The sequence below is a fragment of the Ruegeria sp. CF8 genome, from assembly GCF_056537285.1.
The window spans coordinates 356,507-380,515 of the sequence record NZ_JBQFRG010000005.1 but is presented as its reverse complement, the minus strand read 5'-3'; the positions used below and the strand labels follow the sequence as shown (position 1 = coordinate 380,515).

Here is a 24,009-nt window from a genome sequence, read left to right as displayed (position 1 = left end):
TGCAGGCCAAACAGGAATTTATGATCTGTTTGTGACAGCGCAGAACCGGGGTTGCACACGCTGGCGCATTCGTGAAAGTTGAGCCATGGAATACACACCCTTCCCCAGCTGGCCCGACGTCGCCCCCAAATTGATCGCAGTTGCCGCCGGACGCGACGCCGCCGACACCGTAATTCAGGGCGGAATCTGGGTAAACGTACATACACGCGAACTGTTGCCGGATCATTCGGTTGCGATTGCAGCCGGGCGGATTGCTTTTGTCGGGTCTGACGCCTCGCATTGCATTGGCCCGGAAACACAGATCATCGAAGCGCGTGGTCGTTATATTCTGCCCGGTCTGTGCGACGCGCATATGCACATCGAATCTGGTATGCTCACCCCTGCCGAATTCGCACGCGCGGTCATCCCGCACGGTACGACCAGCATGTTCACCGATCCGCATGAGATCGCTAACGTGCTTGGTCTGGACGGTGTGCGCATGATGCATGACGAAGCCATGATGCAGCCGGTCAATATCTTCACCCAGATGCCGTCCTGCGCGCCATCTGCGCCGGGGCTGGAAACGACCGGTTATGAAATCACGCCCGAAGATGTGACGGAAGCCATGAACTGGCCCGGTATCATCGGGCTGGGTGAAATGATGAATTTTCCCGGCGTGATCCATGGCGACCCCAAGATGCTGGCCGAGATTGCAGCCACGCAACGGGCAGGTAAAACCGTGGGCGGACATTACGCTTCGCCTGATTTAGGGTCTGATTTTGCAGCCTATGTGGCCGGTGGACCAGCGGATGATCACGAAGGCACCTGCGAAGCCGACGCAATCGCAAGGGTCCGGCAGGGAATGCGGTCGATGATGCGCTTGGGCTCGGCCTGGTACGATGTCCAAAGCCAGATCACCGCCGTGACCGAAAAAGGGCTGGATCCGCGTAACTTCATTCTGTGCACCGACGATTGCCACTCGGGCACATTGGTCAATGACGGGCATATGAACCGTGTCGTACGCCACGCCATTGCCTGTGGATGTGACCCTCTGATCGCCTTGCAAATGGCAACGATCAATACAGCGTCGCATTTTGGGCTGGAACGCGATATCGGGTCCGTGACACCGGGGCGCAGGGCAGACATCCTTCTCAGCTCGGACCTGACGAGCCTGCCGATCGAGACAGTGATCGCCCGTGGGAAAGTGGTCGCTGAAAACGGTAAGATTGCAGTGGATTGCCCGCATTTGGACTGGCCCGAAAAGGCACGCAACACCGTTCATTTAGGGCACGATCTGAGCTCGGCCGATTTTGAAATCAAGGCACCGGACGGCGCGAACCGGGTGCGGGCCAATGTCATCGGTGTGGTGGAAAACCAGGCCCCGACCAAAGCGTTGAAAGCTGAACTGCCGATCATTGGCGGGCTGGTTGAAAGCGAAGGCGACGTCTGTCAGATCGCTTTGGTCGAGCGGCATCGGGCTACGGGTGGTGTGACCAATGCTTTCGTCTCGGGCTTTGGATATCAGGGCAAGATGGCGATGGCCTCGACCGTGGCGCACGACAGTCACCACATGATCGTTGTTGGCACGGACCGGGAACAGATGGCTTTGGCCGCCAACCGTCTGGCCGAAGTGGGCGGTGGCATCACCCTGTTCCGAGACGGGCAGGAACTGGCTTTGGTGGAATTGCCCATCGCTGGCCTGATGTCCGACAGCCCCGCCGCCGAGGTCGCAGCCAAAGCCGATAGGATGGTGCAAGCCATGCAGGACTGCGGCTGTCAACTGAACAACGCGTATATGCAGCACTCACTACTGGCGCTGGTCGTGATCCCCGAACTCAGAATATCGGACCTGGGGCTGGTGGACGTGCGTACCTTTGAAAAAATCGACCTTTTGGAACCTTTGGCATGACAACACTTTTGACCCCTGAATCACAAGCGCCAGAGCAATTCACCGATCCGGCAGCCGCTGTTGCCCGTCTGGAAGAGCTGTACACACAAGCCACCGAGTTCCTGTGCGACAGCTTTTCCAAGGCGATGCAAGAAGGGGCACCATCCGCGCGGTACAGAGCCTATTACCCCGAAATTCGCATCCGAACATCCACCTATGCGCAGGTCGACAGCCGCCTGAGCTTTGGGCATGTCTCTGAGCCCGGCGTGCATGCCACCACCGTGACACGGCCCGATCTGTTCCGGTCTTACCTGACCCAACAGATTGCTTTGCTGATCAGGAATCACGGCCAGCCGGTCACGATTGCGGCCTCGGACACGCCCATCCCGGTGCATTTCGCAGTGGCAAACAATTCTGATCTGGTTGTGCCACATCAGGGTGCGGCCGCGTTTACCCTGCGCGATGTGTTTGACGTACCGGATCTGAGCACAACCAACGACGATATCGTCAACGGTGTGCATGATCACGAGGATGTCGTTGGGCCCCTGTCGCTGTTTACCGCCCAGCGCGTGGATTATTCGCTGGCCCGTCTGGCGCATTACACGGCGACCGATGCAAGCCACTTCCAGAACCATGTGCTGTTCACGAACTATCAGTTCTATGTCTCAGAGTTCGAAAACTACGCCCGCGAGCAATTGGCAGACCCCGCCAGCGGCTATACCAGCTTTGTCTCAACCGGAAATGCCGAGATTACGGATCCCGAAGCGGCCATTGAACAACCGCTGAAACTTCCGCAGATGCCGACCTATCATCTCAAGCGGGAAGACGGTTTGGGGATCACTCTGGTGAATATCGGCGTTGGCCCGTCCAACGCAAAAACCGCAACAGACCATATCGCCGTTCTGCGCCCTCATGCCTGGTTGATGGTTGGCCATTGCGCCGGGTTGCGTAACACGCAAGCCTTAGGCGACTTTGTACTGGCCCATGCCTATCTGCGTGATGACAAGGTTCTGGATGACGATTTACCGGTCTGGGTGCCGATTCCTCCGCTTGCCGAGGTTCAGGTGGCGCTGGAACGCGCCGTGGCTGAAGTGACCGAGTTGGAAGGGTATGAACTGAAACGGATCATGCGGACAGGAACCGTGGCCTCGGTTGATAATCGCAACTGGGAATTGCGCGATCAAACCGGTCCGGTCCAACGCCTCAGTCAATCGCGTGCAATTGCGCTGGATATGGAAAGCGCGACCATTGCTGCAAACGGCTATCGCTTCCGCGTACCCTACGGCACTTTGCTGTGCGTTTCGGACAAGCCGTTGCACGGTGAATTGAAACTGCCCGGTATGGCATCGTCCTTTTATACCACGCAGGTCAGCCGTCACCTGGCCATCGGTATCAAGGCAATGGAACACTTGCGCGGCATGCCGCTGGAGCGGTTACACAGCCGGAAATTGCGTTCGTTTGACGAAACTGCCTTCCTCTGACGCAAAAAAGCAACGTTTTCCTCATATTTTTAGGGGTTTCAGCGCTACTATTCGTTGTGTTCAGCCACAATATCCCGTTACAGTTACGCGGTGAGGCCCTATAGATCGGGCACGTTAAGGAGACCAAGAAATGGCAAAGCCTATGACTAAGACTCAGCTGGTTGCTGCTCTCGCTGAGGAAATGGGAACCGACAAGAAATCCGCGAATGCGGCGCTGGAGGCCATCACCGGCCTGATCACCCGCGAAGTTTCTGCCGGTGGCGCAGTGACGCTGCCCGGCGTCGGCAAAATCTACTGCCGCGAGCGCCCCGAGCGTCAGGTCCGCAACCCGGCCACTGGTGAGACCTTCACCAAAGAAGCCGACAAGGTTGTGAAAATGACCATCGCAAAAGCGCTGAAGGACAGTGTGAACGGCTAAGTTCCGTCTTTTCGACATGATCAAGGGCCGCCATTTGGGGGCCCTTTTTCTTTGACCTCAGTGCAGACTGAGCAAAACCTCCAGATCGCGCCGGCTCAGTCGCTCCATCAGCGACCGTTCGTCCGACGTAAGCTTCGCGTCACCGCGAATGTACTTTTCCAGATGCAAGGCAATGTCACTGGTCGGTCTGTAATACAGGTCCGGATCAAGTTGGCTGAGCGCATCCACAAGACGCATCAGAATTTTCTTCTGCTTCTCCGAATCCAGATCTTTTCGTTTTTCTTCCAGCACTCTGCGAACCTTTCGTCTTTCCCGGTGAAACATAGGGCAAACCCGATGGTCGCCAAGATGCGACGAAAAAGGGGCACCGTTTTTGGTGCCCCTCGTATCAGTGATGTGATCGACGATTAGTGAACCGTCTCAACCTTGTGGAAATCCAGATCACGGTCTTCGGGCATCGCATCGATGCTCAACACCTCTTTGCGCTTGGCGATCAGGATATAGACGACGCAGGCCAGATACAGACCAACAACCACAGCTCCGATCCACTGGATTTGCAGCCATTGGCTCTGGAACAAAAGGGTCAACACAAACAACAGCACAACGTTGCCCGCCACATAAGGGGCCTTGCCGAACCGTTCGACCGTCATGTTCAGGTTGTCGGTGTAGAGACGGATCAGCGAGTCGAGCGAGTTGATCACAAAGGTCACGCCAACGATCACCATCGCGATGTTGGTGATGCCAGCGGTGCTGATGCCGTTGAGGTGAAAATAGTACAGAACCGTGAACCAAATCCCCAGCGGGATGGACGGAAAGATCAACAGTGCGGCAAGCAATTGCCACGTCGTCAGACCACCCACAAAGCGCGAGGTGAACTGACCGATCATGATCGACCATGCAAACCACCAGAACAGGTAGAAGGCGTGATAGTCGGTCAACGGCAGGACAAACTTGTGCAGGTTGGCAAAATAGGCCCCAATATTGCTGCCGGTTTCCACAAATCCGGTTACGCCCATGCCTGCCGCGGCCCACATGCCGATGATCAGCGCCAGGAACAGGAAGGTCGAACCCACCGACAGGATGCGTACGTATTTCAGATCGGTCGAGGAATAGGCCGCCGCCAGGATAACCACAAATACAATGATGTAGAACGTGGTTACGACGGACTCGCCGTCTCCAACCTCGGGCAGATAGCCGGGCAGATAGATCAGGAACAGGCTGGCGGTGAAGGCACAGGTGCCAATGATGACCACGTTGTTGATCAACTTGACCAGCGGAATCTCAAAAAACTTCACGCGCGGTTCGATGACGCAGAAGTAGAAAGCTGTCAGGAAGTAGAACGCCCAGATCAGAAAACCCCAAAACCCAAACTCGATCGCCAGCGGGTTGGCAAAGGCATAAGCAGGGTCTTCGGCATAGCCGCCGAATTCGGTCAGCGGGAACATGATCAGGCCGACATCCAGACCGGATGTGAACAGGATCGCGATGAACGTGAACAGATGAACTGGCGTTACGCCAACGCAGCGCAGGTTCCACCATTTCACGACGAAGAAAGCGACCAGGCCCAATGCCAGCAGGACGCCAAAAGATAGAATGTACTCCAGAAGCACTGACAAACCTCCCTTGTTTGGTCAGATCGCCACGCCGTTATAGTTTATTGGCTGATCAATCAATAAAAACATGCATAAATCACGCCACTTGCTACCTGCGTGTCTTTTTTGGCGCAGGCAACTTGCAGCGAATTGGAAAATCGGGAACAGTCCGCCCAACATGACAGGGGGTCTCCATGGATCTGCGCGCCATAGCCATGGGGCTTACATTTGCCCTTATCTGGTCGTCTGCCTTTACCTCGGCGCGGATTATCGTTGCAGATGCCTCGCCTTTGTTTTCGCTGGCGTTGCGGTTTCTGATCTCTGGGGTTCTGGGCGTGATGATTGCACGGGCAATGGGCCAAAGCTGGCACCTGACCCGAAACCAGTGGCGAGCAACGATCCTGTTCGGAATTTGCCAAAATGCCCTTTATTTGGGTCTAAATTTCTATGCGATGCAGACAGTTGAAGCCTCGGTCGCCGCCATTATCGCATCTACTATGCCCTTATTGGTGGCACTGGCTGGGTGGTTGATTTTCAAGGAAAAGCTACGCCCGCTTGGCATACTTGGTTTGTTCGCAGGTTTCGCAGGTGTTGCACTGATCATGAGCAGTCGGGTCAGCGCGGGCGTCGATATGTTCGGGGTCGCGCTTTGTGGAATCGGGGCCCTTGCGTTGACATTTGCCACGCTCGCGGTTCGCGGCGCGACCTCCGGTGGGAACTTTATGATGGTGGTGGGACTTCAAATGTTGGTTGGCTCAGCGGCTCTGTTTGTCGCTGCACCTGTCTTTGAAACCATTTATGTCAACCCGACGCTGCCACTGGCGCTGGCTTTTACCTATACCACCCTGTTCCCAGGGCTGCTTGCTACGTTGATTTGGTTCCTGCTATTGGACCGCATCGGTGCCGTCAGGGCGGCAACATTTCATTTCCTGAACCCTGTATTCGGGGTCACAATCGCGGCGATCCTGCTGGGCGAGAAATTAGGAGCCATGGATGCCGTTGGCGTTGGCGTCACAACCCTTGGCATTCTTGCCGTCCAACTCTCGCGTCAGCCCGCTCAGGGCAGCAAAGCTTCCACCTGATTCAACAATTTGCGTGAGTCGGGTTTGACATTTGACCCATAGGTCGCAACCACTTCACCTGCTGGGTCAATCAGGATCTTGTTAAAGTTCCATTTGGGCGTGAACCCAGTCTGGGCGGCGACGGCTTTGTAAAATGGATGAGCGTCTGCTCCCTTGACCGGTGTGATATCCGTCATCGGCAACGTCAGCCCATAGTTCATCTCGCAGAACTGCTTTACCTCTTCCGCGGACCCAAGTTCCTGGTTGAACGAATCTGAGGGGACCGCGAGAACGACCAACCCTTTGTCGGAATACGCCTCATGTACCTTTTGTAGAGCCTCATATTGCCCGGTGAACCCACAGTGTGACGCGGTATTGACCACCAGTACAGGTTGGCCACGCCAATCTTCAATGGCCAAAGTGCCCCCGTCGATCGAGGCGAACTCACCGGTCACCGGCGCGGCCTGAACGGCGCGACCCAGTAAGATCAGGGCAGTCAAAAGCAGCAATCTGAACATGTCTTGTCCTCCCTATAGACCTGATACGCGGTTCAGCACCCATCAGATCACTTGCACGACTGCGAGAGCCGGTTGAAATATCGCTTTGCTTTCCCCCCTGCAGTCCCCAAATTATGGCACAACACTACACCAGCCGGAGGATCCATGACCCGCTATACCAAAGACCCCACGGCCATCGCTGCGCTTTCGCCTGAAGAGTTTCACGTCACTCAACGCAGTGGGACCGAGCGTCCAGGCACTGGAAAATACCTGAACAACAAAGAACCGGGGATCTATGTGGACATCGTATCAGGTGAGCCGCTATTCGCCTCGACCCACAAATACGAATCCGGGTGCGGCTGGCCCAGTTTTACCAAGCCGATCATCCATGAACATGTGGAAGAGTTTCGCGATACAACACATGGTATGATCCGGACCGAGGTCCGCTCGAAACACGGCGACAGCCATCTGGGGCATGTCTTCCCCGATGGTCCGCGCGAACACGGCGGGCTACGCTATTGCATCAATTCCGCCTCTCTTCGGTTCGTCCATCGCGATGAGATGGAGGCCGAAGGCTATGGCGAATATCTGATTCATGTGGAGGACATCTGATGACCGAACAACGCGCTGTACTGGCCGGAGGCTGCTTTTGGGGCATGCAGGACCTGATCCGCAAAATGCCGGGCGTTTCACGCACCCGCGTCGGTTACACCGGCGGCGATGTGCCCAACGCGACCTATCGCAACCACGGCACCCACGCCGAAGGGATCGAGATCTGGTTCGATCCGTCGCAGATCAGCTATCGCGACCTGCTGGAGTTCTTTTTCCAGATCCACGACCCAACCACGATTAACCGCCAGGGCAATGACCGTGGCATGAGCTATCGCTCGGCGATCTACTATGTGGATGAGGCTCAGAAACAGGTCGCTGTCGATACTATCGCCGACGTGAACGCCAGCGGCTTGTGGCCCGGCAAGGTCGTGACCGAAGTCGAACCTGTCGGAGATTTCTGGGAAGCTGAGCCAGAACATCAGGATTATCTGGAACGTATCCCGAACGGCTATACCTGCCACTTCCCGCGCCCGGATTGGGTCTTGCCCAAACGCGCCAGCGCAGCAGAATAAAGCACCACCTGCCCGGCCCCTCTGAACCTTTCAGGGGGGCTAGCCTGTCGCCACCCTTGGTCGCCCGCTTGCCTCGACCGTAATCATGGCTTCGACAAAAACATCCTTGGCCTCGACCCGCGCCGTTTTGATATCGCGATCCACGATCACCCGAATATCTTCCGCGCCAGCTTCTCTGACTGCACTCTCGGCTTCGAATTTCAAAACCCGTTCCAACAACGCCAGCGCTTCATCCGATGCAGAAAAATCCTGAGGCCCGTCCTCAAGATGCACACGATACCGCCCTTCGGTCGGTGACGTGACCGTACCAGACCGCCGCAATGTCAGCCGTCCAACGACCGCGCCGATCGCATTCGCTACGCCAGCGTGCTCGGGCAGGATCATGCGACAATGCAACCGCTCGCCCACTGCGGGGTAATAGCTAGGGGCTGACGCTCCAAGGCCCACCACATCCACGTTCAACGCGGCATTTAACGACAACAACCCACGATGTTGCGCCAACCCACGCTGAGTCAACACATGCCGCGCCAATTCCTGAGGTGACAATCCGAAATCATCCTGCTCTTCGTCAAAAGCAGCCTCTAACAAAGTCAAACTGGTCTGTTCCGTCAATTGATCCACGATCATCTGCGCCAATGCCTCTGGCGAGTTTGCCAGCATGTCCCCGGATCCGACCCGTTTCCGGGCCACCAGCTCCAAGGCCTTGCGTGCAGCTTCAGAATCCCAAGCATCGACGCGGCCCAATACATGACTCGCGTCCGACGGCGTCACGCCCGAGACCTGGACGATCCCGCGGTCGACCAAGCGATTCAGTGCGCCATTCTCCATCCGCGACCGCAACAGTGCGCCAAGCGGAAGAACCTGATCGCCCAGACGTTCCAACAACATCTCTTCCCGAGCGCCGACACCATCCGCATGCACACCCGGCACGCGTCGCACAAACCGGGTGTCGTGCTCGCCCACCGTGGTCGCCCGCAATTGTTCGTCCAGAATGGCGTGCACAACCTCGGGCGCTTCCGCTGCGATCAATGACACAGGCAGAACACGCCGGGGGCCCAGAAACACGCCACCCTGCAATCCTTCGGTCACAACATGAACCTGGCTGTCCCCACCCAAACCATGTGTGCGCATCGCCACAGCCTCGACCATGGTTCGAAACCCACCAACCTGCGCGCCGCCTGGATCAATAGCAGGCTTGCCATCCCGGATCAGCGCAACATCAGTTGTGGTCCCACCAATATCCGACACCAGCGCGTTGTCAGCCCCGGTCAGCCAGCGCGCCCCGACAATCGAAGCCGCCGGACCACTCAGTATCGTCTCAATCGGGCGCTCCCGCGCCTGTTCGGCGCTCATCAAAGCTCCATCGCCACGCACAACCATCATCGGGGCCGAGATTCCCAGAACGCGCAATTGATCTTGCGCGCGTCCGATCAGACGATCAATCATTCCGATCAAACGCGCATTCAGCACCGCCGTCACAGCACGTTTCGGCCCGTTCAACTTGGCCGACAAATGATGCGAACATGTGACCGGTGCACCGGTTTTTTCAGATACGATCCGCGCCGCCTCCAGCTCATGCGCTGGGTTACGGGTTGCAAACTGAGCGGCAATCGCAAAGCCAGAAATGCCTTTGTGAGTGTCTAAAAACTGCTCCAAAGCGGCAGTATCCAGTGGTGCAGCCTCGCCGCCTGAATGTGTATGACCCCCCGCAATCACAAGGGCGGGGTCATCTTTCAGCGCGTCCTTCAAGCCATGCTTTACAAGATCACTCGTCTTGAACCCGATATAGATCAATGCCACGCGCCCACCTTGCCCCTCAACCAGAGCATTTGTGGCCAGTGTTGTAGACAAGGACGCCATCGCAATCTGATCCGGCGTAACCTGCGCCTCTTCCAGCACGGCAGAAATCGCCTTGCCCACACCGATGGCCAAATCCGCACGCGTGGTCAAAGACTTGGCCGAGGCGATCACCTCTTTCTCATCCCGGATCAACACCGCATCGGTATAGGTTCCGCCCGTATCCACCCCCAAAGACAGAGTCATCGGGTCCTCCTTACTGTTCGCTGCGAATGGGTGTAGCGGTTATGCGCGACGCGTCCAGCCTGTTTGCGGCATTTATGACAGCTGTTCCACCGCCCAGCGCGCCGCATCAGCCACGGCTTCATCCGGGTCGCTTGTCAACACCTGTGCAACTGGCCTCAAGTTTGATCGCCCCGAGTTTCCAATGGCGTAAAGCACATTCCGGACGAACCGGTCCCGCCCGATGCGCTTGATGGGCGAACCAGAGAATTTCGCACGAAAGGCCGCATCATCCAGCGCCGCTAGCTCTGCCAGCGACGGTGCCTTCAGATCAGCCCGGGCGGCATAGCGTATATCGCTCGCGGCGACTGCAAACTTGTTCCAGGGACAGGCCGCCAAGCAATCATCGCAACCATAGATCCGATTGCCCATCTTACTGCGCAACTCGGGCTCTACGAGACCTTTATGTTCAATGGTCAGGTACGATATACATCGCCTTGCATCCAATTGATACGGGGCCGGAAACGCATCGGTCGGACAGCTGTCCAGACAGGCGCGACACGAACCACAGTGATCTACCTCCGGCGCGTCCGAAGGTAACTCAACTGTTGCAAAAACAGAGCCTATGAAAGCCCAATTCCCCCATTCACGACTAACAAGGTTGGTATGCTTACCCTGCCACCCAAGACCGGCGGCATGCCCCAAGGCCTTTTCCGGAACCGGAGCAGTGTCGACAAAAACCTTCACCTCGCCCCCTGCTTCAGCAATCAACCATCGCGCCAGTCGCTTGAGGCGTTTCTTGACCAGATCGTGATAGTCTTTGTTCTGAGCATAAACGGAAATAGCGCCGCGATCCGGATGGCTCAGAACCTCTGTCGGGTCATGCTCTGGCGTGTAGCTTTCAGCCAACATGATCACAGACCGCGCCTCAGGCCACAGAGCGGCAGGATCGCCGCGCCAATGCACCCGCTCGGCCATCCAGCCCATCTGGCCATGATACCCGGCCTCCAAAAACGCCCCAAGGCGCTCAGGCACCTGCGGAACATCCCATGGACGGCACACCCGACACGCCACAAACCCCTCTGCCAGGGCCTGTTGCACCAGCTTTTTCTTCAGGTCCGATCCGCTCTTCATCTGGCCAAAAATACCTTCGGGGGAATCGCGCGCCCGGCGCGATGGGGGCAGACAGCCCCCTGCTGAACCCTATCAGAAATCCAGATCGGCGTAATGAGGCGGTGGCCGAAATCCTGGCACCTGGTCCGCCAGAATGGATCGAAACGCCGGGCGCGACTTGATCTTCGCGTACCAGTCCTTAACCACCTGGCTGCGGTTCCAGTCCACGTCCGAGATATAATCCAGCGCCGACAAATGTGCCGCCGCCGCGAAATCAGCCAAAGTCATCTGATCACCGGCCAACCACCGGCGGTGATCCAGCAGCCAGGCCATGTAATCCAGATGATACTTGATCGCCTTGGCACCCTGTTTGACATTCTTGCTGTCTGGGTACCCCTGACCGGTCACCTTCTTGTTCACCCGCTCATAAAGCAGCTTCGATGTCACTTCATGGTGGAATTTGTCGTCGAACCAGCCCACAAGGCGCCGGACTTCGAACCGGGCTTCGGGTTTTTTCGGCATCAAGGGCGGTTCGGGGCGGGTTTCTTCGATATATTCGCAGATCGCCGCGCTTTCCGACATGATTTGCCCATCCAGACGCAGCACCGGCACTTTTCCCGCCGGATTCCGGCGCAGAAAATCCGGATCCTGTTCCCAGTATCGCTCCTCGACCAATTCAACCTCGATCTTCTTCTCGGCCAAAGACAATCGGACCTTGCGGCAATACGGAGAGAGGGGAACGTGAAACAGACGCGCCATGGGCTTCCAATCGAACCAGTGAATACCCGACTGATTTAGCCCTTGAGGGCAGCCGGTTTCAATCCTCGAAACAATCTGCGCGACCATCTGCGCGGATGGTGGCCGCCCCATCCAAAATCGAAGCCGCGCGTCGACGCGTGCGCACACTTGGGTCTGTGACCGAACGATTGCGCGGTGATGGCAGAATGGCAGCAATTCGGGCTGCCTGAACAGAAGTCAATTGCGCAGCACTTCTGTTGAAATAGCGCTGTGCCGCAGCTTCGACGCCAAATACACCGTTCCCGGTTTCTGCAACGTTCAGATAGACCTCGAGAATACGCTGCTTGCTCCAGAAGATCTCAACCACCGGGGTGATTGAGGTTTCCATCGCCTTCCTCACCCAACTGCGTCCTTGCCAGAGAAACACGTTCTTCACCACCTGCTGCGTGATGGTCGAAGCGCCGCGATTGCCGCCGCCTTCCAATGCGTCGCGTATGGCTTCAACATCGAATCCCCAGTGCTGGCAGAAATTCGCATCTTCCGCCGCAACGACTGATCGGGCCATGATTGGTGAAATCTCTTCAATCGGAACCCACTCGCGCTCGACTTTGCCCAACCGCCGCCACTCGGACCATATGGTGTGGGTCACCGGCGGGTTTACAACCGAATAGAACAAGACCAAGACGACCACGAGGCCGACAACGGTCAAAGCGGCACGTGTCGCCCAACGGCGGACCGTTTGAGCCGCTGTTGATTTCCGTTTGGTCACCTTACTTTTTTTTCCGCCTGATTTGCGGGCTGCTTTCTTCGCCATGTCTCAGCTATACGACGCGTCGCCGGGGTTTGAAACGGCCTAAATCCCCAAGGCGCGCGCCTCTCGTGGGTGGACCACCGGGCGCGCCGTTTCCAGCGACATCGGGTCCGCCCCAGCCAGTTCAGGAAACAGATGCAACACTTCGCTTTGGGTCTCTCGGTCCGAGGCCGTCAAAGCATGACCCGGATAATAGCTTTCACTTTTTGCCCCGTTGGCGATGATGATTTCATGCTTTTTGAACAGCAGGTGGACATATTCCACCTCTCCGCCTTCAACGCGGGTCACTGTATCGCCGTTGACAAGTACATGGGCTGCGATCAGCGCCTCGGCATGTCCAAACAAGTAGGATGCGCGCCAGTCCTCAATCAGCATTCTATGTTGCGGCGAGACAAGAAGCGGACAGTCCAGATCGAAAACGCCTGCCTCGAAACGGATTGGAGCCAGTTTCCCTTTGGCCTCGACCTTTGTGCGCCCAACCCAGATCAAGGGCTGAGGGCCATGATCCAGTGTCGTGACTAGATCACCTGCTTTCAGGTCTTCCACTGCGCGTTCCCCGTCAGGGGTTGCAATCAAAGTACCCGGCGTGAAACAGGGCGGACCCAGAGTACCAACATCCAGTGGTCCCTGTGTGTTGACGAAACTTGTCGAAACCAACGTCCCTGGCTGTAACACCTGACCGTCAGTCGGGGTGAAAACCCGAGACCCATCGGCCAGATAGAACGTGGTTCCGACATAGGTGACGTTGCCACCTCCTGTCACATTAATGGTGACCGTATCCCCCGGCCATGACGAAGTGACGTCCTGCCCATTGACGGTATCACCACTGGGCGCATCGATTTCGTTGTCATCATTAACATCCGTGAAATCGATACTGGCAACTGCAATTGCAGTTCCCACAGGCGGAGGATTCGCCGGATCAAAGGTATAAAATTGGTCGCGATAATTTGTTGGCATTCTGCTGCCCCCGGTTTATGCCACGGGACATCTGAAGCAGCCCGTGGTTTTCGCTCGAATTCCGAGGAAGCTTGGCGAAATTCCCGTGCGCAGGCAAGAATCCCGAAAAAACAGTGTAAACAAACCAAGCCCCGCGTGGTGCAAATGACACGCGAGGCCAGTTTTGTTGTGCTTTTCAGCCGCTAAAGCTTTGCAGCAGGCTTTATTCTGCCGGAACTGCGGTGGCTTCGATGCTCAACGGATGGCTCAGTTTGTTCAGCATCTCTTTGGGGCACACTTGAAGGAAGTTGCCTTTTTCAACATCCCAGTGTTGCAAAATGTCTGCGGCTTTCCGGCTGTAGGTCTCTTCTGCGTGGCGCGTGATCAGCGACTTCAGCTGTTCTTCCCAATGCGCGACAGAAACCGGACAGCTTACAAGGGTTTCCATGTTCATCAGCGCTTGGGCTTTGCCTTCGGGATCATACAGATAGGCCATGCCGCCTGTCATGCCGGCACCAAAGTTGGCACCGATTTCGCCGAGGATCACCGCAACCCCACCTGTCATGTATTCACAGCCATTCGAGCCACAGCCCTCGATCACCACCTTGGCGCCCGAGTTGCGCACGGCGAACCGCTCGCCCGCGCGACCGGCTGCAAACAGGTGGCCATCGGTTGCGCCGTACAAAACGGTGTTGCCAATGATGGTATTCTCGTCTGCTTTCAGCGGGCTGACCTGCGGTGGGCGTACGACTATCATGCCACCCGAAAGACCCTTGCCGACATAGTCGTTGGCATCGCCCGAGACTTCCAGCTTCAGGCCCGGCGCGGCAAATGCACCCAATGACTGACCAGCAGATCCTTGCAGTTTCACGTGCAGATGGTCGTCCTGGAACGTGTTCCGCATACCAAAATTCTGAACGATATGGCTGGAGACACGGGTACCCACCGTCCGATGCGTGTTCTGGATCGCGTAAGACAGTTGCATTTTTTCACCGTCCTTCAGGAACCGCGCCGCGTCGCGCACGATTTCGGCGTCCAGAGTATCGGGTACCGCATTCCGATCCTTGTCGCGGTTGTAAACGATGTTGTGTGCACCATCGACAGTGATCAGCAACGGGTTCAGGTCCAGATCATCCAAATGCGCCGAACCACGGCTGACCTGAGCCAGCAGGTCGGCACGGCCAATGATCTCATCCAAAGAACGGGCACCAAGGCTGGCAAGAAGTTCGCGCACTTCTTGCGCGTAGAAGGTGATCAGGTTCACCACCTTGTCTGCGTTTCCGGTGAACTTGGCGCGCAGGCTTTCGTCTTGCGTACACACACCAACCGGACAGGTGTTCGATTGGCACTGACGCACCATGATGCAGCCCATCGCAATCAGCGCAGCAGTGCCGATCCCGTATTCTTCCGCCCCCATCATAGCAGCCATGACAACGTCACGTCCGGTCCGCAGACCACCATCGGTGCGCAATGTCACACGATCACGCAGGTTGTTCATCGCCAGCACCTGATGCGCTTCGGTCAGGCCCATCTCCCACGGAAGGCCCGCGTATTTGATTGAGGTCGCTGGCGACGCACCAGTGCCGCCATTGTGACCCGAAATAAGGATAATATCGGCTTTTGCCTTGGCTACGCCGGCGGCAATCGTGCCAACGCCCGAAGACGCCACCAGCTTGACTGTCACTTTGCAGCGCGGGTTGATCTGCTTGAGGTCATAGATCAGCTGCGCCAGATCCTCGATCGAGTAGATGTCGTGGTGCGGCGGCGGTGAGATCAGCGTCACGCCCTTGGTCGAATGACGCAGACGCGCGATCAGGTCGGTGACCTTCATGCCCGGAAGCTGGCCGCCCTCACCGGGTTTCGCGCCCTGGGCGACCTTGATTTCCAGCTCTTCACACTGGTTCAGGTATTCGGCGGTTACGCCAAACCGACCTGAAGCCACCTGTTTGATCTTGGCTGATGGGTTGTCGCCATTGGGCTCGGGCACAAAATGCGCCGGATCTTCGCCACCTTCGCCAGAATCAGATTTCGCGCCAATCCGGTTCATCGCCACGTTCAGCGTCTTATGCGCCTCGGGGCTGAGCGCGCCCAGCGACATGCCCGGTGTGACGAACCGCTTACGAATCGATGTGATCGACTCAACCTCTTCAATCGGGATTGGTTTGCTCATGGGCTTGAAGTCCATGAGGTCACGCAGGTGGATCGGCGGGTTCGATTGCATCTTGGCCGAATACTGCTTCCACAACTCGTATGAGGCGCGGTTACAGGCCATTTGCATCATGTGCATCGAGGTCGCTTCCCACGCGTGGGTCTCACCCGATTTCCGCGCTTTGTAGAAACCACCAATAGGCAGAACGTCCAGACCACTGTCCCAAGCCTTGGCGTGGATGTCTTCAAGCTTGGCTTGAATACCCGTTACACCGATACCTGAAATCCGGCTGGTCATGCCCGGGAAATACTCGGCCACCATGGCGCGGCTGAGGCCCACGGCTTCAAAGTTCAGCCCGCCGCGATAGGACGAGATCACCGAAATGCCCATCTTGGCCATAATCTTCAGCAGGCCCTGATCGATGGCTTCGCGATAACGAGCGACATTTTCGGTCAGGGTTCCGTCCAGCAGACCACGATCAATGCGATCGGCCAGAGAGTCTTCGGCCAGATAAGCATTCACTACGGTCGCACCGCACCCGATTAGAACAGCGAAATAATGCGGGTCGATACATTCAGCGGAACGCACATTCAAAGAGCAGAACGTCCGCAGCCCTTGCCGGGTCAGGTGTGAGTGAATTGCACTGGTTGCCAAGATCATTGGCATCGCAATCCGGCCTTCGCCCGTGTTCATGTCAGACAACACAATGTGTCCTGCACCCGACCGCACGGCTTCTTCTGATTCGGCTCTAACACGGGCCAAAGCGGCGCTCAGCGCACCACGGCCAGGTTCAAAGCTACAGTCGATTTCAACCAAAGGCGCGTCAAAATTCTCGACCAACTTGTCCCACTGCGCGTTTCCGACAAAGGGGCTTTCCAGAACGATGATCTCGGTCTGGCTGCTGTCCTCATCCAACACGTTCTTGAGGTTGGCAAAGCGCGTTTTCAGAGACATCACCCGGTATTCGCGCAAACTGTCGATTGGCGGGTTGGTCACCTGGCTGAAATTTTGGCGGAAGAAATGGCTAAGTGGGCGGTACTGTTTCGACAAAACAGCCGAGGGCGTGTCGTCCCCCATCGAAGCAAGTGCTTCTTTGCCATCCTCAGCCATAGGGGCAAGGATCTGTTCCAGCTCTTCGACCGAATACCCCGCAGCGATCTGACGTTTACGCAGCTCTTCGCCAGAAAAAATCGGGGCTTCGCTGACACCGGCCAGCGTGTCGTCTAGATCGTTGATCTTGCCAACCCACTCACCAAATGGCAATGCACGCGCCAGTTTGTTCTTGATCTGTGTGTCGCGGTACAATTTGCCTTTTTTCATGTCCACGGCCAGCATCTGACCAGGACCAAGCGCGCCTTTTTCGGTGACGCTTGCCTCATCGATCGGAACCATGCCCGCCTCGGATCCTGCAATGACAAGCCCGTCACCAGTGACCACGTAGCGCATCGGCCGCAGACCGTTCCGATCCAGACCTGCACAGACCCAACGACCATCGGTCATCGCCAGGGCGGCAGGTCCATCCCACGGCTCCATCACCGAGTTGCAGTAGGAATACATGTCGCGCCACGACTGAGGCAGCTCTACCGCCTGTTTGGACCAGCTTTCCGGGACCAGCATGGTTTTCGCCATGGGCGCGGACCGGCCCGCGCGCACCAAAACTTCGAAAACCGAGTCTAATGCGGCCGAATCCGACGATCCGCCAGCGATGATCGGCTTGATGTCTTCGGCGTAGTCACCAAAAGTACCACTGGCCATGCGAATCTCATGGCTCTTCATCCAGTTGATGTTGCCCTTCAGCGTGTTGATCTCGCCGTTATGGGCCAACATCCGGAAAGGCTGGGCCAGCCACCATTGCGGGAAAGTGTTGGTGGAATAACGCTGGTGGTAGATCGCGAAAGCAGACTCAAAGCGCTCGTCCATCAGGTCGGGATAGAAAACAGCGACCTGTTCGGCCAGCATCATGCCCTTGTAGATGATCGAACGGCAGGACAGTGACGCCAGATAAAGCCCCGAAATACCCGCAGCTGCTGCGGCCTTTTCAATGCGACGGCGGATCACGTAAAGCTCACGCTCAAATGTCTCTTCGTCCACACCTTTGGAGTTCGAGATCAGAATCTGTTCAATCTCGGGGCGGGTCGCATTGGCTTTTTCACCCAGGCAGGTCACGTCTACCGGAACGTGACGCCAGCCATAGATGTAGTAGCCCATGCGCAGAACTTCGGTTTCCACGATGGTCCGGCAGCTTTCCTGTGCACCAAAATCTGTTCGCGGTAGGAAAACCTGACCTACTGCGATGAGCTCGTCCAGCTTGGGTTCATGCCCGGTGCGGCGAATTTGGTCATAGAAGAAGGGAACCGGAATCTGAACGTGAATACCCGCGCCGTCGCCGGTTTTACCGTCAGCGTCCACAGCACCACGGTGCCAGATTGCCTTTAGTGCATCGATCCCCGCGTCCACCACCTTGCGTGACGGCTTACCATCTACAGATACAACTAGGCCCACACCGCACGATGAATGCTCTTCTTCCTCGGAATAGAGACCGTTTTCCGCCATCCATTCACGCTTGGCTTCCTCGGCTCGGACCCAATCGGCATCATATTTGGTCATTGGCTGTTTCCTTCTTTCAAGGGGACGTCGTGGCGTCGAACCCTGATAATCCTTGAGCTTATTCGGCTGCGATGGCCGCTTTGGCGTTGAAACGGTCGATGATCGCGTCGGCACAGTCTCGACCGTCACGGATCGCCCAGACGACCAACGATGCACCGCGCACGATGTCACCAATGGCATAGACACCATCCATTTCGGTCTCACCTGTCTGGAATGCGGCTTTAACGGTGCCCCAGCGTGTTACGGGCAAGTCCGGCTGACCGAACAGAGTGGGCAGGTCCTCGGGTTCAAAACCCAGCGCCTTGATGACCAGATCGGCCTCTTCCACATAATCCGCGCCTTCGATGACTTCCGGGGCCTGGCGGCCTGAAGCATCGGGTTGCCCCAGACGCATCTTCTGCACCATTACGCCGGTTACCTTGTCGTCGCCGGTGAACCCTTTGGGCGCGCTGAGCCATTCAAAGACAACACCTTCTTCCTCGGCATTTTGTGTTTCACGTTGCGAGCCCGGCATATTGGCACGGTCGCGTCGGTACAGACATTTGACCGAGGTCGCGCCCTGACGGATCGAGGTACGCACACAGTCCATTGCCGTGTCGCCGCCACCGATCACAACCACTTTCTTGCCTTCAGCATTCAAGCGACCATTGTCGAAATCTTCAACAGCATCGCCAAAGCTTTTGCGGTTCGAGGCGGTCAGGAAATCGATGGCTTTCTCAATTCCGGCCACACCGCTTCCTGGCATGGACAGGTCGCGTGATTTATAAACGCCCGTTGCAATGATTACCGCGTCATGCTTGGCTTGGATCTCTGCAAATTTTTCGGCGTCGACGTCACAGTTCAATTCAAATATCACACCGCCTTCAGCCAGCAGTTCGTTGCGCCGTTGCACGACGTCCTTTTCAAGTTTGAAGCCCGGGATACCATACATCAACAGACCACCCGCACGATCATAGCGGTCGTAGACAGTGACCTGAATTCCGGCGCGGCGCAGCATGTCCGCAGCAGCCAGCCCACCGGGGCCACCACCGATGATACCCACGCTTTCGCTGCGCTCTGCGGATGGCGCAACAGGCTTCACCCAGCCTTTGTCCCAAGCGGTGTCGGTGATGTATTTCTCGATCGTGCCAATGGTGACTGTGCCGTGACCCGATTGTTCGATTACGCAATTGCCTTCGCACAGCCGGTCTTGCGGGCAAATGCGTCCGCAGATTTCAGGGAAGGTATTGGTCGCCTGGCTAGTCTCATAAGCTTCTTCCAGACGACCTGTGGCGGTCAGGTGCAGCCAATCGGGAATGTTGTTGTGCAGCGGGCAATGCGACTGGCAATAGGGCACACCACATTGGCTGCACCGGCTGGCTTGTTCTTCCGCTTTGGCAGCGGCATATTCTGCATAGATCTCGTCGAAGTCTTCCTTGCGCACATCAGCGGCGCGTTTTTCCGGCATGTCCCGGTCGATCTGCACAAATTTCAGCATCGGTTGCTTGGCCACGGGTCAGACTCCATGAATTGGCTTGGTCCGGTTTCTTTACGAGATAGATTTGCGGATTAAAAGTCAATTCCACTGACCTAAATTGGGAAAAGTGGTTGTCTGGAAGCTGAATCTAGATAAATCATCCCAATTTTAGTTCCGATACGGACCTATTTGTGTACTTTCTTTTCTTGCACCACCCTTATACCCATAAAAGGAAAGCAATACGTGACCGTAACTCGGCAGGGCAGATGAGTCTTTTCCACCTGATTCTCGTAGCAATTATTCAGGGAATCACTGAGTTTTTGCCCATATCTTCATCGGGTCACCTGATCCTTCTGCCAAACCTGACGGGTCTGCAGGATCAGGGTCAAACCATAGACGTAGCGGTGCATGTGGGAACCCTCGGCGCGGTCGTTTTGTATTTCTGGCCGGACGTTAAACGCGCTATTTCCGGCCTGCCGCATGCCTTGATTGGCCGCACAGACACAGAGCAAGCGCGCTTGGCCCTGGGCCTGATCATCGCGACAATCCCAACGGTGATTGCAGGCTTTATCCTGCATTTGACGGGGTTGAGTGACGCTATGCGCTCAATCACTGTAATTGGTTGGACTATGTTGGGTTTCGGTCTGTTATTGTATTGGATGGACCAGAAAGCCCCACAAACCAAAGAAGCCGCTGATTGGGGCGTACGAGACGCGTTCAAAATGGGGATGTGGCAGGTTCTTGCCCTGATTCCCGGCACGTCACGGTCTGGAATCACCATCACTGGCGCGCGCCAGTTAGGCTATACCCGAGAGGATGGCGCGCGAATTGCCATGTTGATGTCGATCCCTACGATCCTTGCCTCAGGCACCTTGCTGACCTTGGATGTGATAGGAGACGCCGACGCACAGCTGGCACGCGACGGCGCCATTGCCGCGGTGTTTGCGTTTATCTCAGCTCTTTTGGCGCTTAGCCTGATGATGCGGCTGCTGCGCAGCGTCAGCTTCACACCCTACGTCATCTACCGCGTCATTCTTGGTGCGATCCTGCTGTTTATGGCCTACAGCTGATCAGTACGCAGGTTTTTCGCCGAATTCTGAATCTCGTCATACTGACCCGAGGGGCGGAACTTCCACAGGTATTCCGGCAGCACGGATTCCAACGTGGTCGGCGTGATTCCAAGATCGGCAAAGGACCGGGCACTGTCAGCCACCACGTTGTCGTTCCGCAGGTTCTTGAGCTGGTCGCGGGTCAGAATGTTGTTCGGAAACAACTGGAAACTGACAAACTTCACGATATCCAGAACACCGGCCATGATCCGCGCGGCAAAGAACGGCATTCCGATGATAACGCGACGACGATGGATCACTTCCAGCATCTGCTGCATCAAAGCGCGGAAGGTTTTAACCTCGGGGCCACCCAGCTCGTACACGCCAGGTTCGGCCTGTCCCAGAACACCTTTGACCGCAGCCTTGGCCACATCATCCACATAGACCGGTTGGAATTTGGTTTCGGCCCCAACCAACGGCAGAAACGGCCCCATGCGCGTCATTCCAGCAAAGCGGTTGAAGAATTGATCTTCTGTGCCAAAGATCACGGACGGCCGCAGGATCACCGCGTTTGGCATATGCTTCAACACGCCCGCTTCACCCTGCGCCTTGGTCTGAGAATATTCGCTGGCGGCGTTGGCATCCGCGCCAATGGCCGAGATATGAACCATCCGTTCAATCCCTTGTTCGGCCGCCAATCGCGCAATACGCTCAGCACCTTCTGCTTGCACAGCACCAAAATCGTTTTTGCCCAGTTCGTTCAGAACACCGACGCAATTGACCACAGCATCCGCACTGTGCATGGCCAGCGCAACGGACGCGTCATCGCGGATGTTGCACAACACCGGCTCGACCTGGCCGACGACGCCATAGGGTTTCACGAACATCGCCTCGTTCGGACGGCGCACTGCTACCCGTACTCGCCACCCCTCACTCGCCATGCGCCGCGCGATGTAGCGACCGACAAATCCCGATCCGCCATAAATCGTCACCAGTTTCGACATGAGAGGGCTCCTGCTGAGAAATTGCGCCCTAGACCTAACGCCCGCAAGCCTTCCTAACAAGGCGCTAATTCGCCGCGTGAGCAGTGAAATGCGCCGAGGCAATTCAGCGGCCTAGAAGCAAATTCAAAAAACTTTCAAAAATCTCTGCGAATCTGGTTGACGCCCTCCGCCGCTGGGCTTAAACGCCCCCTCACGACACCTGCCCAGGTGGCGGAATTGGTAGACGCGCTAGCTTCAGGTGCTAGTGTCCGTATGGACGTGGAGGTTCGAGTCCTCTCCTGGGCACCAAATTTCTTCCTATCATACTGAAAATAAACGTGGTTGCGGTAGAGCGTGCTTGTTAGAGCTAAGCTCGGTGAGCGTTATGCGTTCTGTTCAGATGCCAGCGCTGGTTACAAAGCAAAACGACACTTCTTGCCCGGAAGCACATCGCAATAAGTCTGCAAATGAAACGGATCAAAGTGTTGGCAATTCGGTAGTTCAGGCTGCGCCATGGCTACCGACGCAGAAAAAGGCCTCCGATCAGCGACCGGAGGCGCAAAAGCACACTGAATTCACGTGTAACGACCAAATTGGCCTGTGTCGGGTTCAGGCCTGTTTCTGAACTTCGGCCTCTTCTGCGACTTCGACGGGCTCTGCCGTTGCTTCAACCGTTTCGGTCTCGTCCAACGGCTCCGCCTCTTCAGGTTCGTTTGACTGATCCTCAAGCGCGCCTACGATAAGTGGCAACATGTGAACGCCGGTCGCGCTTGCGATCTCGGGCGTCTGGGGTGTTTGCCAGCTGAGCGTATCGAAGCTGCCGCAATTCTGGCAAACCGGGGCCCATTCGGGTTGGATGTCATGACAATTGTCACACACCCACTGCGGACCACGCGGTGCGTTGAGCGCCTTTGCCAGCCAGCCTTGCACAACAGCATCCGCAGCACCTTCGCCCCGCTCAATGGCCGCCATCAACGTGAAAGCACGCGCATCCCCTTGTTTTTCCACCACATCCCCCAGCGCACGGCGGGCTTCCGGGAAATCTTCGGCCACGATGTTCAACTCGGCAAGAATCAAACGGGTTTCCATATTCTCGGGGTGGATGCGGGTCAGCGCGGTAAAACGCTTGAGCCTTTCCGCAGGCGTTTCATTCGGCGCAATCTCAGCAAAGGCATGGGCCAAATCGGGATGAGGTTGCGCCTCCCAGGCCTTTTTCAGAATCTTGGTCGCGGGGCGGGGTTTGCCTTTTGCAATGTACGCGCGGGCGGCCATGGCCGCGGCAGGAACCAGATCAGGTGACAGTCGATTGGCCTCGATCGCGTGTTCCTGTTGTTCGACGCTCGCATCTTCGTTCAGAATATCCTTCGCCTCGGACAAAGCCAGAACCGCGTCGCGGCGCTTGAACACGTCACGCGGCAGATAGCCCGCTTTCAATTTGGAAGACAGGGTCGAACGCGCCCCGGCCCAGTCCTGGGCCTTGGTTTGCAGGTTCAGCAAAACGTCTTGCGTTTCTTCATGGCGCGGTTTGATTGCCAAAGCCTTTTCGGCCAACTTGCGGGCCGTTTCGTCATCACCTTCAGCCAGCTTCTGCTTCATGATCCCGCGCACGCCGACAAAACGGGTCGCGTTGTTGGTGACAAGTTTCTTGTAGGTTTCAGCCGCTTTTTTGGTGTCGCCCGTCATCTCGGCCGCCTGCGCCACCAACAGATTTGTCAGTTCCGGCTTGTTCAGCAGCTTCTCGGCCTTGTTGGCTTTGGTCATTGCTGCACGCCCCTCACCCGAAGCCAGTGCCATCAGACCATCCGACAGCGCCTGATACCCGCGCTGTTCGCGACTGCGGTCGAAGTACCGCGACAGGGCCGTTTCATCGCCGTTGAGGAACTTAAGCGTGGCAACCAAAAGGCTGAGCAGTTTGAAGAACAGCCAAACCGCAAATACCAGCACGCCCAGCGCAATCACGGACTGCAATGGCCCAAGCGTGAATTCCGTGCCAGCGACGGTGATCTGCACCCCACCGCTGGTTTGCATCAGGAACTGACCGCCCAGCGCCAGCAGGCCAATAATCGCAACAAAAACGAGGATCTTAAACAGTGACCACAGCATGGCAG

Annotated in this window: 19 protein-coding genes and 1 tRNA gene; 8 read left to right on the top strand and 12 right to left on the bottom strand. The window is 56.7% G+C overall.

Going from position 1 to position 24,009, the window contains the following annotated elements:
- The first annotated feature begins 85 nt into the window (after window positions 1-85).
- From ade to ACR0EV_RS14295, 3 genes are all read left to right on the top strand, one after another.
- Window positions 86-1,888 (top strand): adenine deaminase, encoded by a 1,803-nt coding sequence (ade, locus tag ACR0EV_RS14305; protein ID WP_480800699.1) that lies wholly within the window; start codon window positions 86-88, stop codon window positions 1,886-1,888.
- Window positions 1,885-3,348, top strand: coding sequence for an AMP nucleosidase (locus tag ACR0EV_RS14300; RefSeq protein WP_480800698.1), 1,464 nt, complete (start codon window positions 1,885-1,887; stop codon window positions 3,346-3,348). Before ade ends, ACR0EV_RS14300 begins: the two co-directional genes overlap by 4 nt.
- Window positions 3,349-3,478: 130 nt before the next feature.
- Window positions 3,479-3,766, top strand: coding sequence for an HU family DNA-binding protein (locus ACR0EV_RS14295; protein WP_068347305.1), 288 nt, complete (start codon window positions 3,479-3,481; stop codon window positions 3,764-3,766).
- Window positions 3,767-3,823: 57 nt separating this feature from the next.
- Here ACR0EV_RS14295 and ACR0EV_RS14290 read toward each other — a convergent pair whose 3' ends face one another.
- Both ACR0EV_RS14290 and ACR0EV_RS14285 read right to left on the bottom strand, forming a co-directional pair.
- A complete protein-coding gene (locus ACR0EV_RS14290; protein ID WP_480800697.1) occupies window positions 3,824-4,003 on the bottom strand; it encodes a hypothetical protein in 180 nt (59 codons plus the stop codon).
- A gap of 170 nt (window positions 4,004-4,173) precedes the next feature.
- Window positions 4,174-5,370 carry a BCCT family transporter gene (locus ACR0EV_RS14285; RefSeq protein WP_480800716.1) on the bottom strand — a complete coding sequence of 399 codons (1,197 nt, stop codon included), beginning with the start codon at window positions 5,368-5,370 and terminating at the stop codon, window positions 4,174-4,176.
- 182 nt (window positions 5,371-5,552) lie between these two features.
- Here ACR0EV_RS14285 and ACR0EV_RS14280 point away from each other — a divergent pair, with 182 nt between their 5' ends.
- Window positions 5,553-6,440, top strand: coding sequence for a DMT family transporter (locus ACR0EV_RS14280; RefSeq protein WP_480800696.1), 888 nt, complete (start codon window positions 5,553-5,555; stop codon window positions 6,438-6,440).
- On the opposite strand, the gene ACR0EV_RS14275 is transcribed toward ACR0EV_RS14280, so the two are convergent.
- Window positions 6,416-6,937 (bottom strand): glutathione peroxidase, encoded by a 522-nt coding sequence (locus ACR0EV_RS14275; RefSeq protein ID WP_480800695.1) that lies wholly within the window; start codon window positions 6,935-6,937, stop codon window positions 6,416-6,418. The two genes, ACR0EV_RS14280 and ACR0EV_RS14275, sit on opposite strands and share 25 nt — an antisense overlap.
- Window positions 6,938-7,081: 144 nt before the next feature.
- Between ACR0EV_RS14275 and msrB the strand changes: the two genes are divergently transcribed.
- Window positions 7,082-7,528, top strand: a complete 447-nt coding sequence (msrB, locus tag ACR0EV_RS14270; protein ID WP_171184768.1) for a peptide-methionine (R)-S-oxide reductase MsrB — start codon at window positions 7,082-7,084, stop codon at window positions 7,526-7,528.
- A complete protein-coding gene (gene msrA / locus ACR0EV_RS14265; protein ID WP_480800694.1) occupies window positions 7,528-8,040 on the top strand; it encodes a peptide-methionine (S)-S-oxide reductase MsrA in 513 nt (170 codons plus the stop codon). The genes msrB and msrA overlap by 1 nt, the downstream gene beginning before the upstream one ends.
- A gap of 39 nt (window positions 8,041-8,079) precedes the next feature.
- Here the strand turns inward: msrA and ACR0EV_RS14260 are convergent, their stop codons facing one another.
- The 7 genes from ACR0EV_RS14260 to ACR0EV_RS14230 all read right to left on the bottom strand — a co-directional run bounded on the left by ACR0EV_RS14260 (window position 8,080) and on the right by ACR0EV_RS14230 (window position 19,905).
- Window positions 8,080-10,083: a hydantoinase/oxoprolinase family protein gene (locus ACR0EV_RS14260; RefSeq protein WP_480800693.1), complete on the bottom strand. Its 2,004-nt coding sequence runs from the start codon at window positions 10,081-10,083 to the stop codon at window positions 8,080-8,082.
- Window positions 10,084-10,155: 72 nt separating this feature from the next.
- Entirely contained in the window at window positions 10,156-11,193 is a 1,038-nt protein-coding gene (gene queG / locus ACR0EV_RS14255) for a tRNA epoxyqueuosine(34) reductase QueG (RefSeq protein ID WP_480800692.1), read from the bottom strand.
- A gap of 72 nt (window positions 11,194-11,265) precedes the next feature.
- Complete coding sequence (fzlA, locus tag ACR0EV_RS14250; protein WP_480800691.1) at window positions 11,266-11,931, bottom strand: FtsZ-binding protein FzlA; 666 nt, start codon at window positions 11,929-11,931, stop codon at window positions 11,266-11,268.
- A 58-nt stretch (window positions 11,932-11,989) separates the two neighbouring features.
- Complete coding sequence (gene mtgA / locus ACR0EV_RS14245) at window positions 11,990-12,724, bottom strand: monofunctional biosynthetic peptidoglycan transglycosylase (protein WP_480800690.1); 735 nt, start codon at window positions 12,722-12,724, stop codon at window positions 11,990-11,992.
- 39 nt (window positions 12,725-12,763) lie between these two features.
- Window positions 12,764-13,678 carry a Hint domain-containing protein gene (locus ACR0EV_RS14240; RefSeq protein WP_480800689.1) on the bottom strand — a complete coding sequence of 305 codons (915 nt, stop codon included), beginning with the start codon at window positions 13,676-13,678 and terminating at the stop codon, window positions 12,764-12,766.
- Window positions 13,679-13,880: 202 nt separating this feature from the next.
- Window positions 13,881-18,413: a glutamate synthase large subunit gene (gene gltB / locus ACR0EV_RS14235; RefSeq protein ID WP_480800688.1), complete on the bottom strand. Its 4,533-nt coding sequence runs from the start codon at window positions 18,411-18,413 to the stop codon at window positions 13,881-13,883.
- Window positions 18,414-18,471: 58 nt separating this feature from the next.
- Window positions 18,472-19,905, bottom strand: coding sequence for an NAD(P)-dependent oxidoreductase (locus tag ACR0EV_RS14230; protein WP_480800687.1), 1,434 nt, complete (start codon window positions 19,903-19,905; stop codon window positions 18,472-18,474).
- Between the two features lie 230 nt (window positions 19,906-20,135).
- Between ACR0EV_RS14230 and ACR0EV_RS14225 the strand changes: the two genes are divergently transcribed.
- Window positions 20,136-20,939: an undecaprenyl-diphosphate phosphatase gene (locus tag ACR0EV_RS14225; RefSeq protein ID WP_480800686.1), complete on the top strand. Its 804-nt coding sequence runs from the start codon at window positions 20,136-20,138 to the stop codon at window positions 20,937-20,939.
- Here the strand turns inward: ACR0EV_RS14225 and ACR0EV_RS14220 are convergent.
- A complete protein-coding gene (locus ACR0EV_RS14220; protein WP_480800685.1) occupies window positions 20,930-21,922 on the bottom strand; it encodes a complex I NDUFA9 subunit family protein in 993 nt (330 codons plus the stop codon). The two genes, ACR0EV_RS14225 and ACR0EV_RS14220, sit on opposite strands and share 10 nt — an antisense overlap.
- Window positions 21,923-22,123: 201 nt before the next feature.
- On the opposite strand from ACR0EV_RS14220, the gene ACR0EV_RS14215 reads away from it, so the two are divergent.
- Window positions 22,124-22,210: transfer RNA gene (locus ACR0EV_RS14215), tRNA-Leu, on the top strand.
- A gap of 300 nt (window positions 22,211-22,510) precedes the next feature.
- Here the strand turns inward: ACR0EV_RS14215 and ACR0EV_RS14210 are convergent.
- Window positions 22,511-24,004: a heme biosynthesis HemY N-terminal domain-containing protein gene (locus ACR0EV_RS14210; RefSeq protein WP_480800684.1), complete on the bottom strand. Its 1,494-nt coding sequence runs from the start codon at window positions 24,002-24,004 to the stop codon at window positions 22,511-22,513.
- Window positions 24,005-24,009 lie beyond the last annotated feature (5 nt).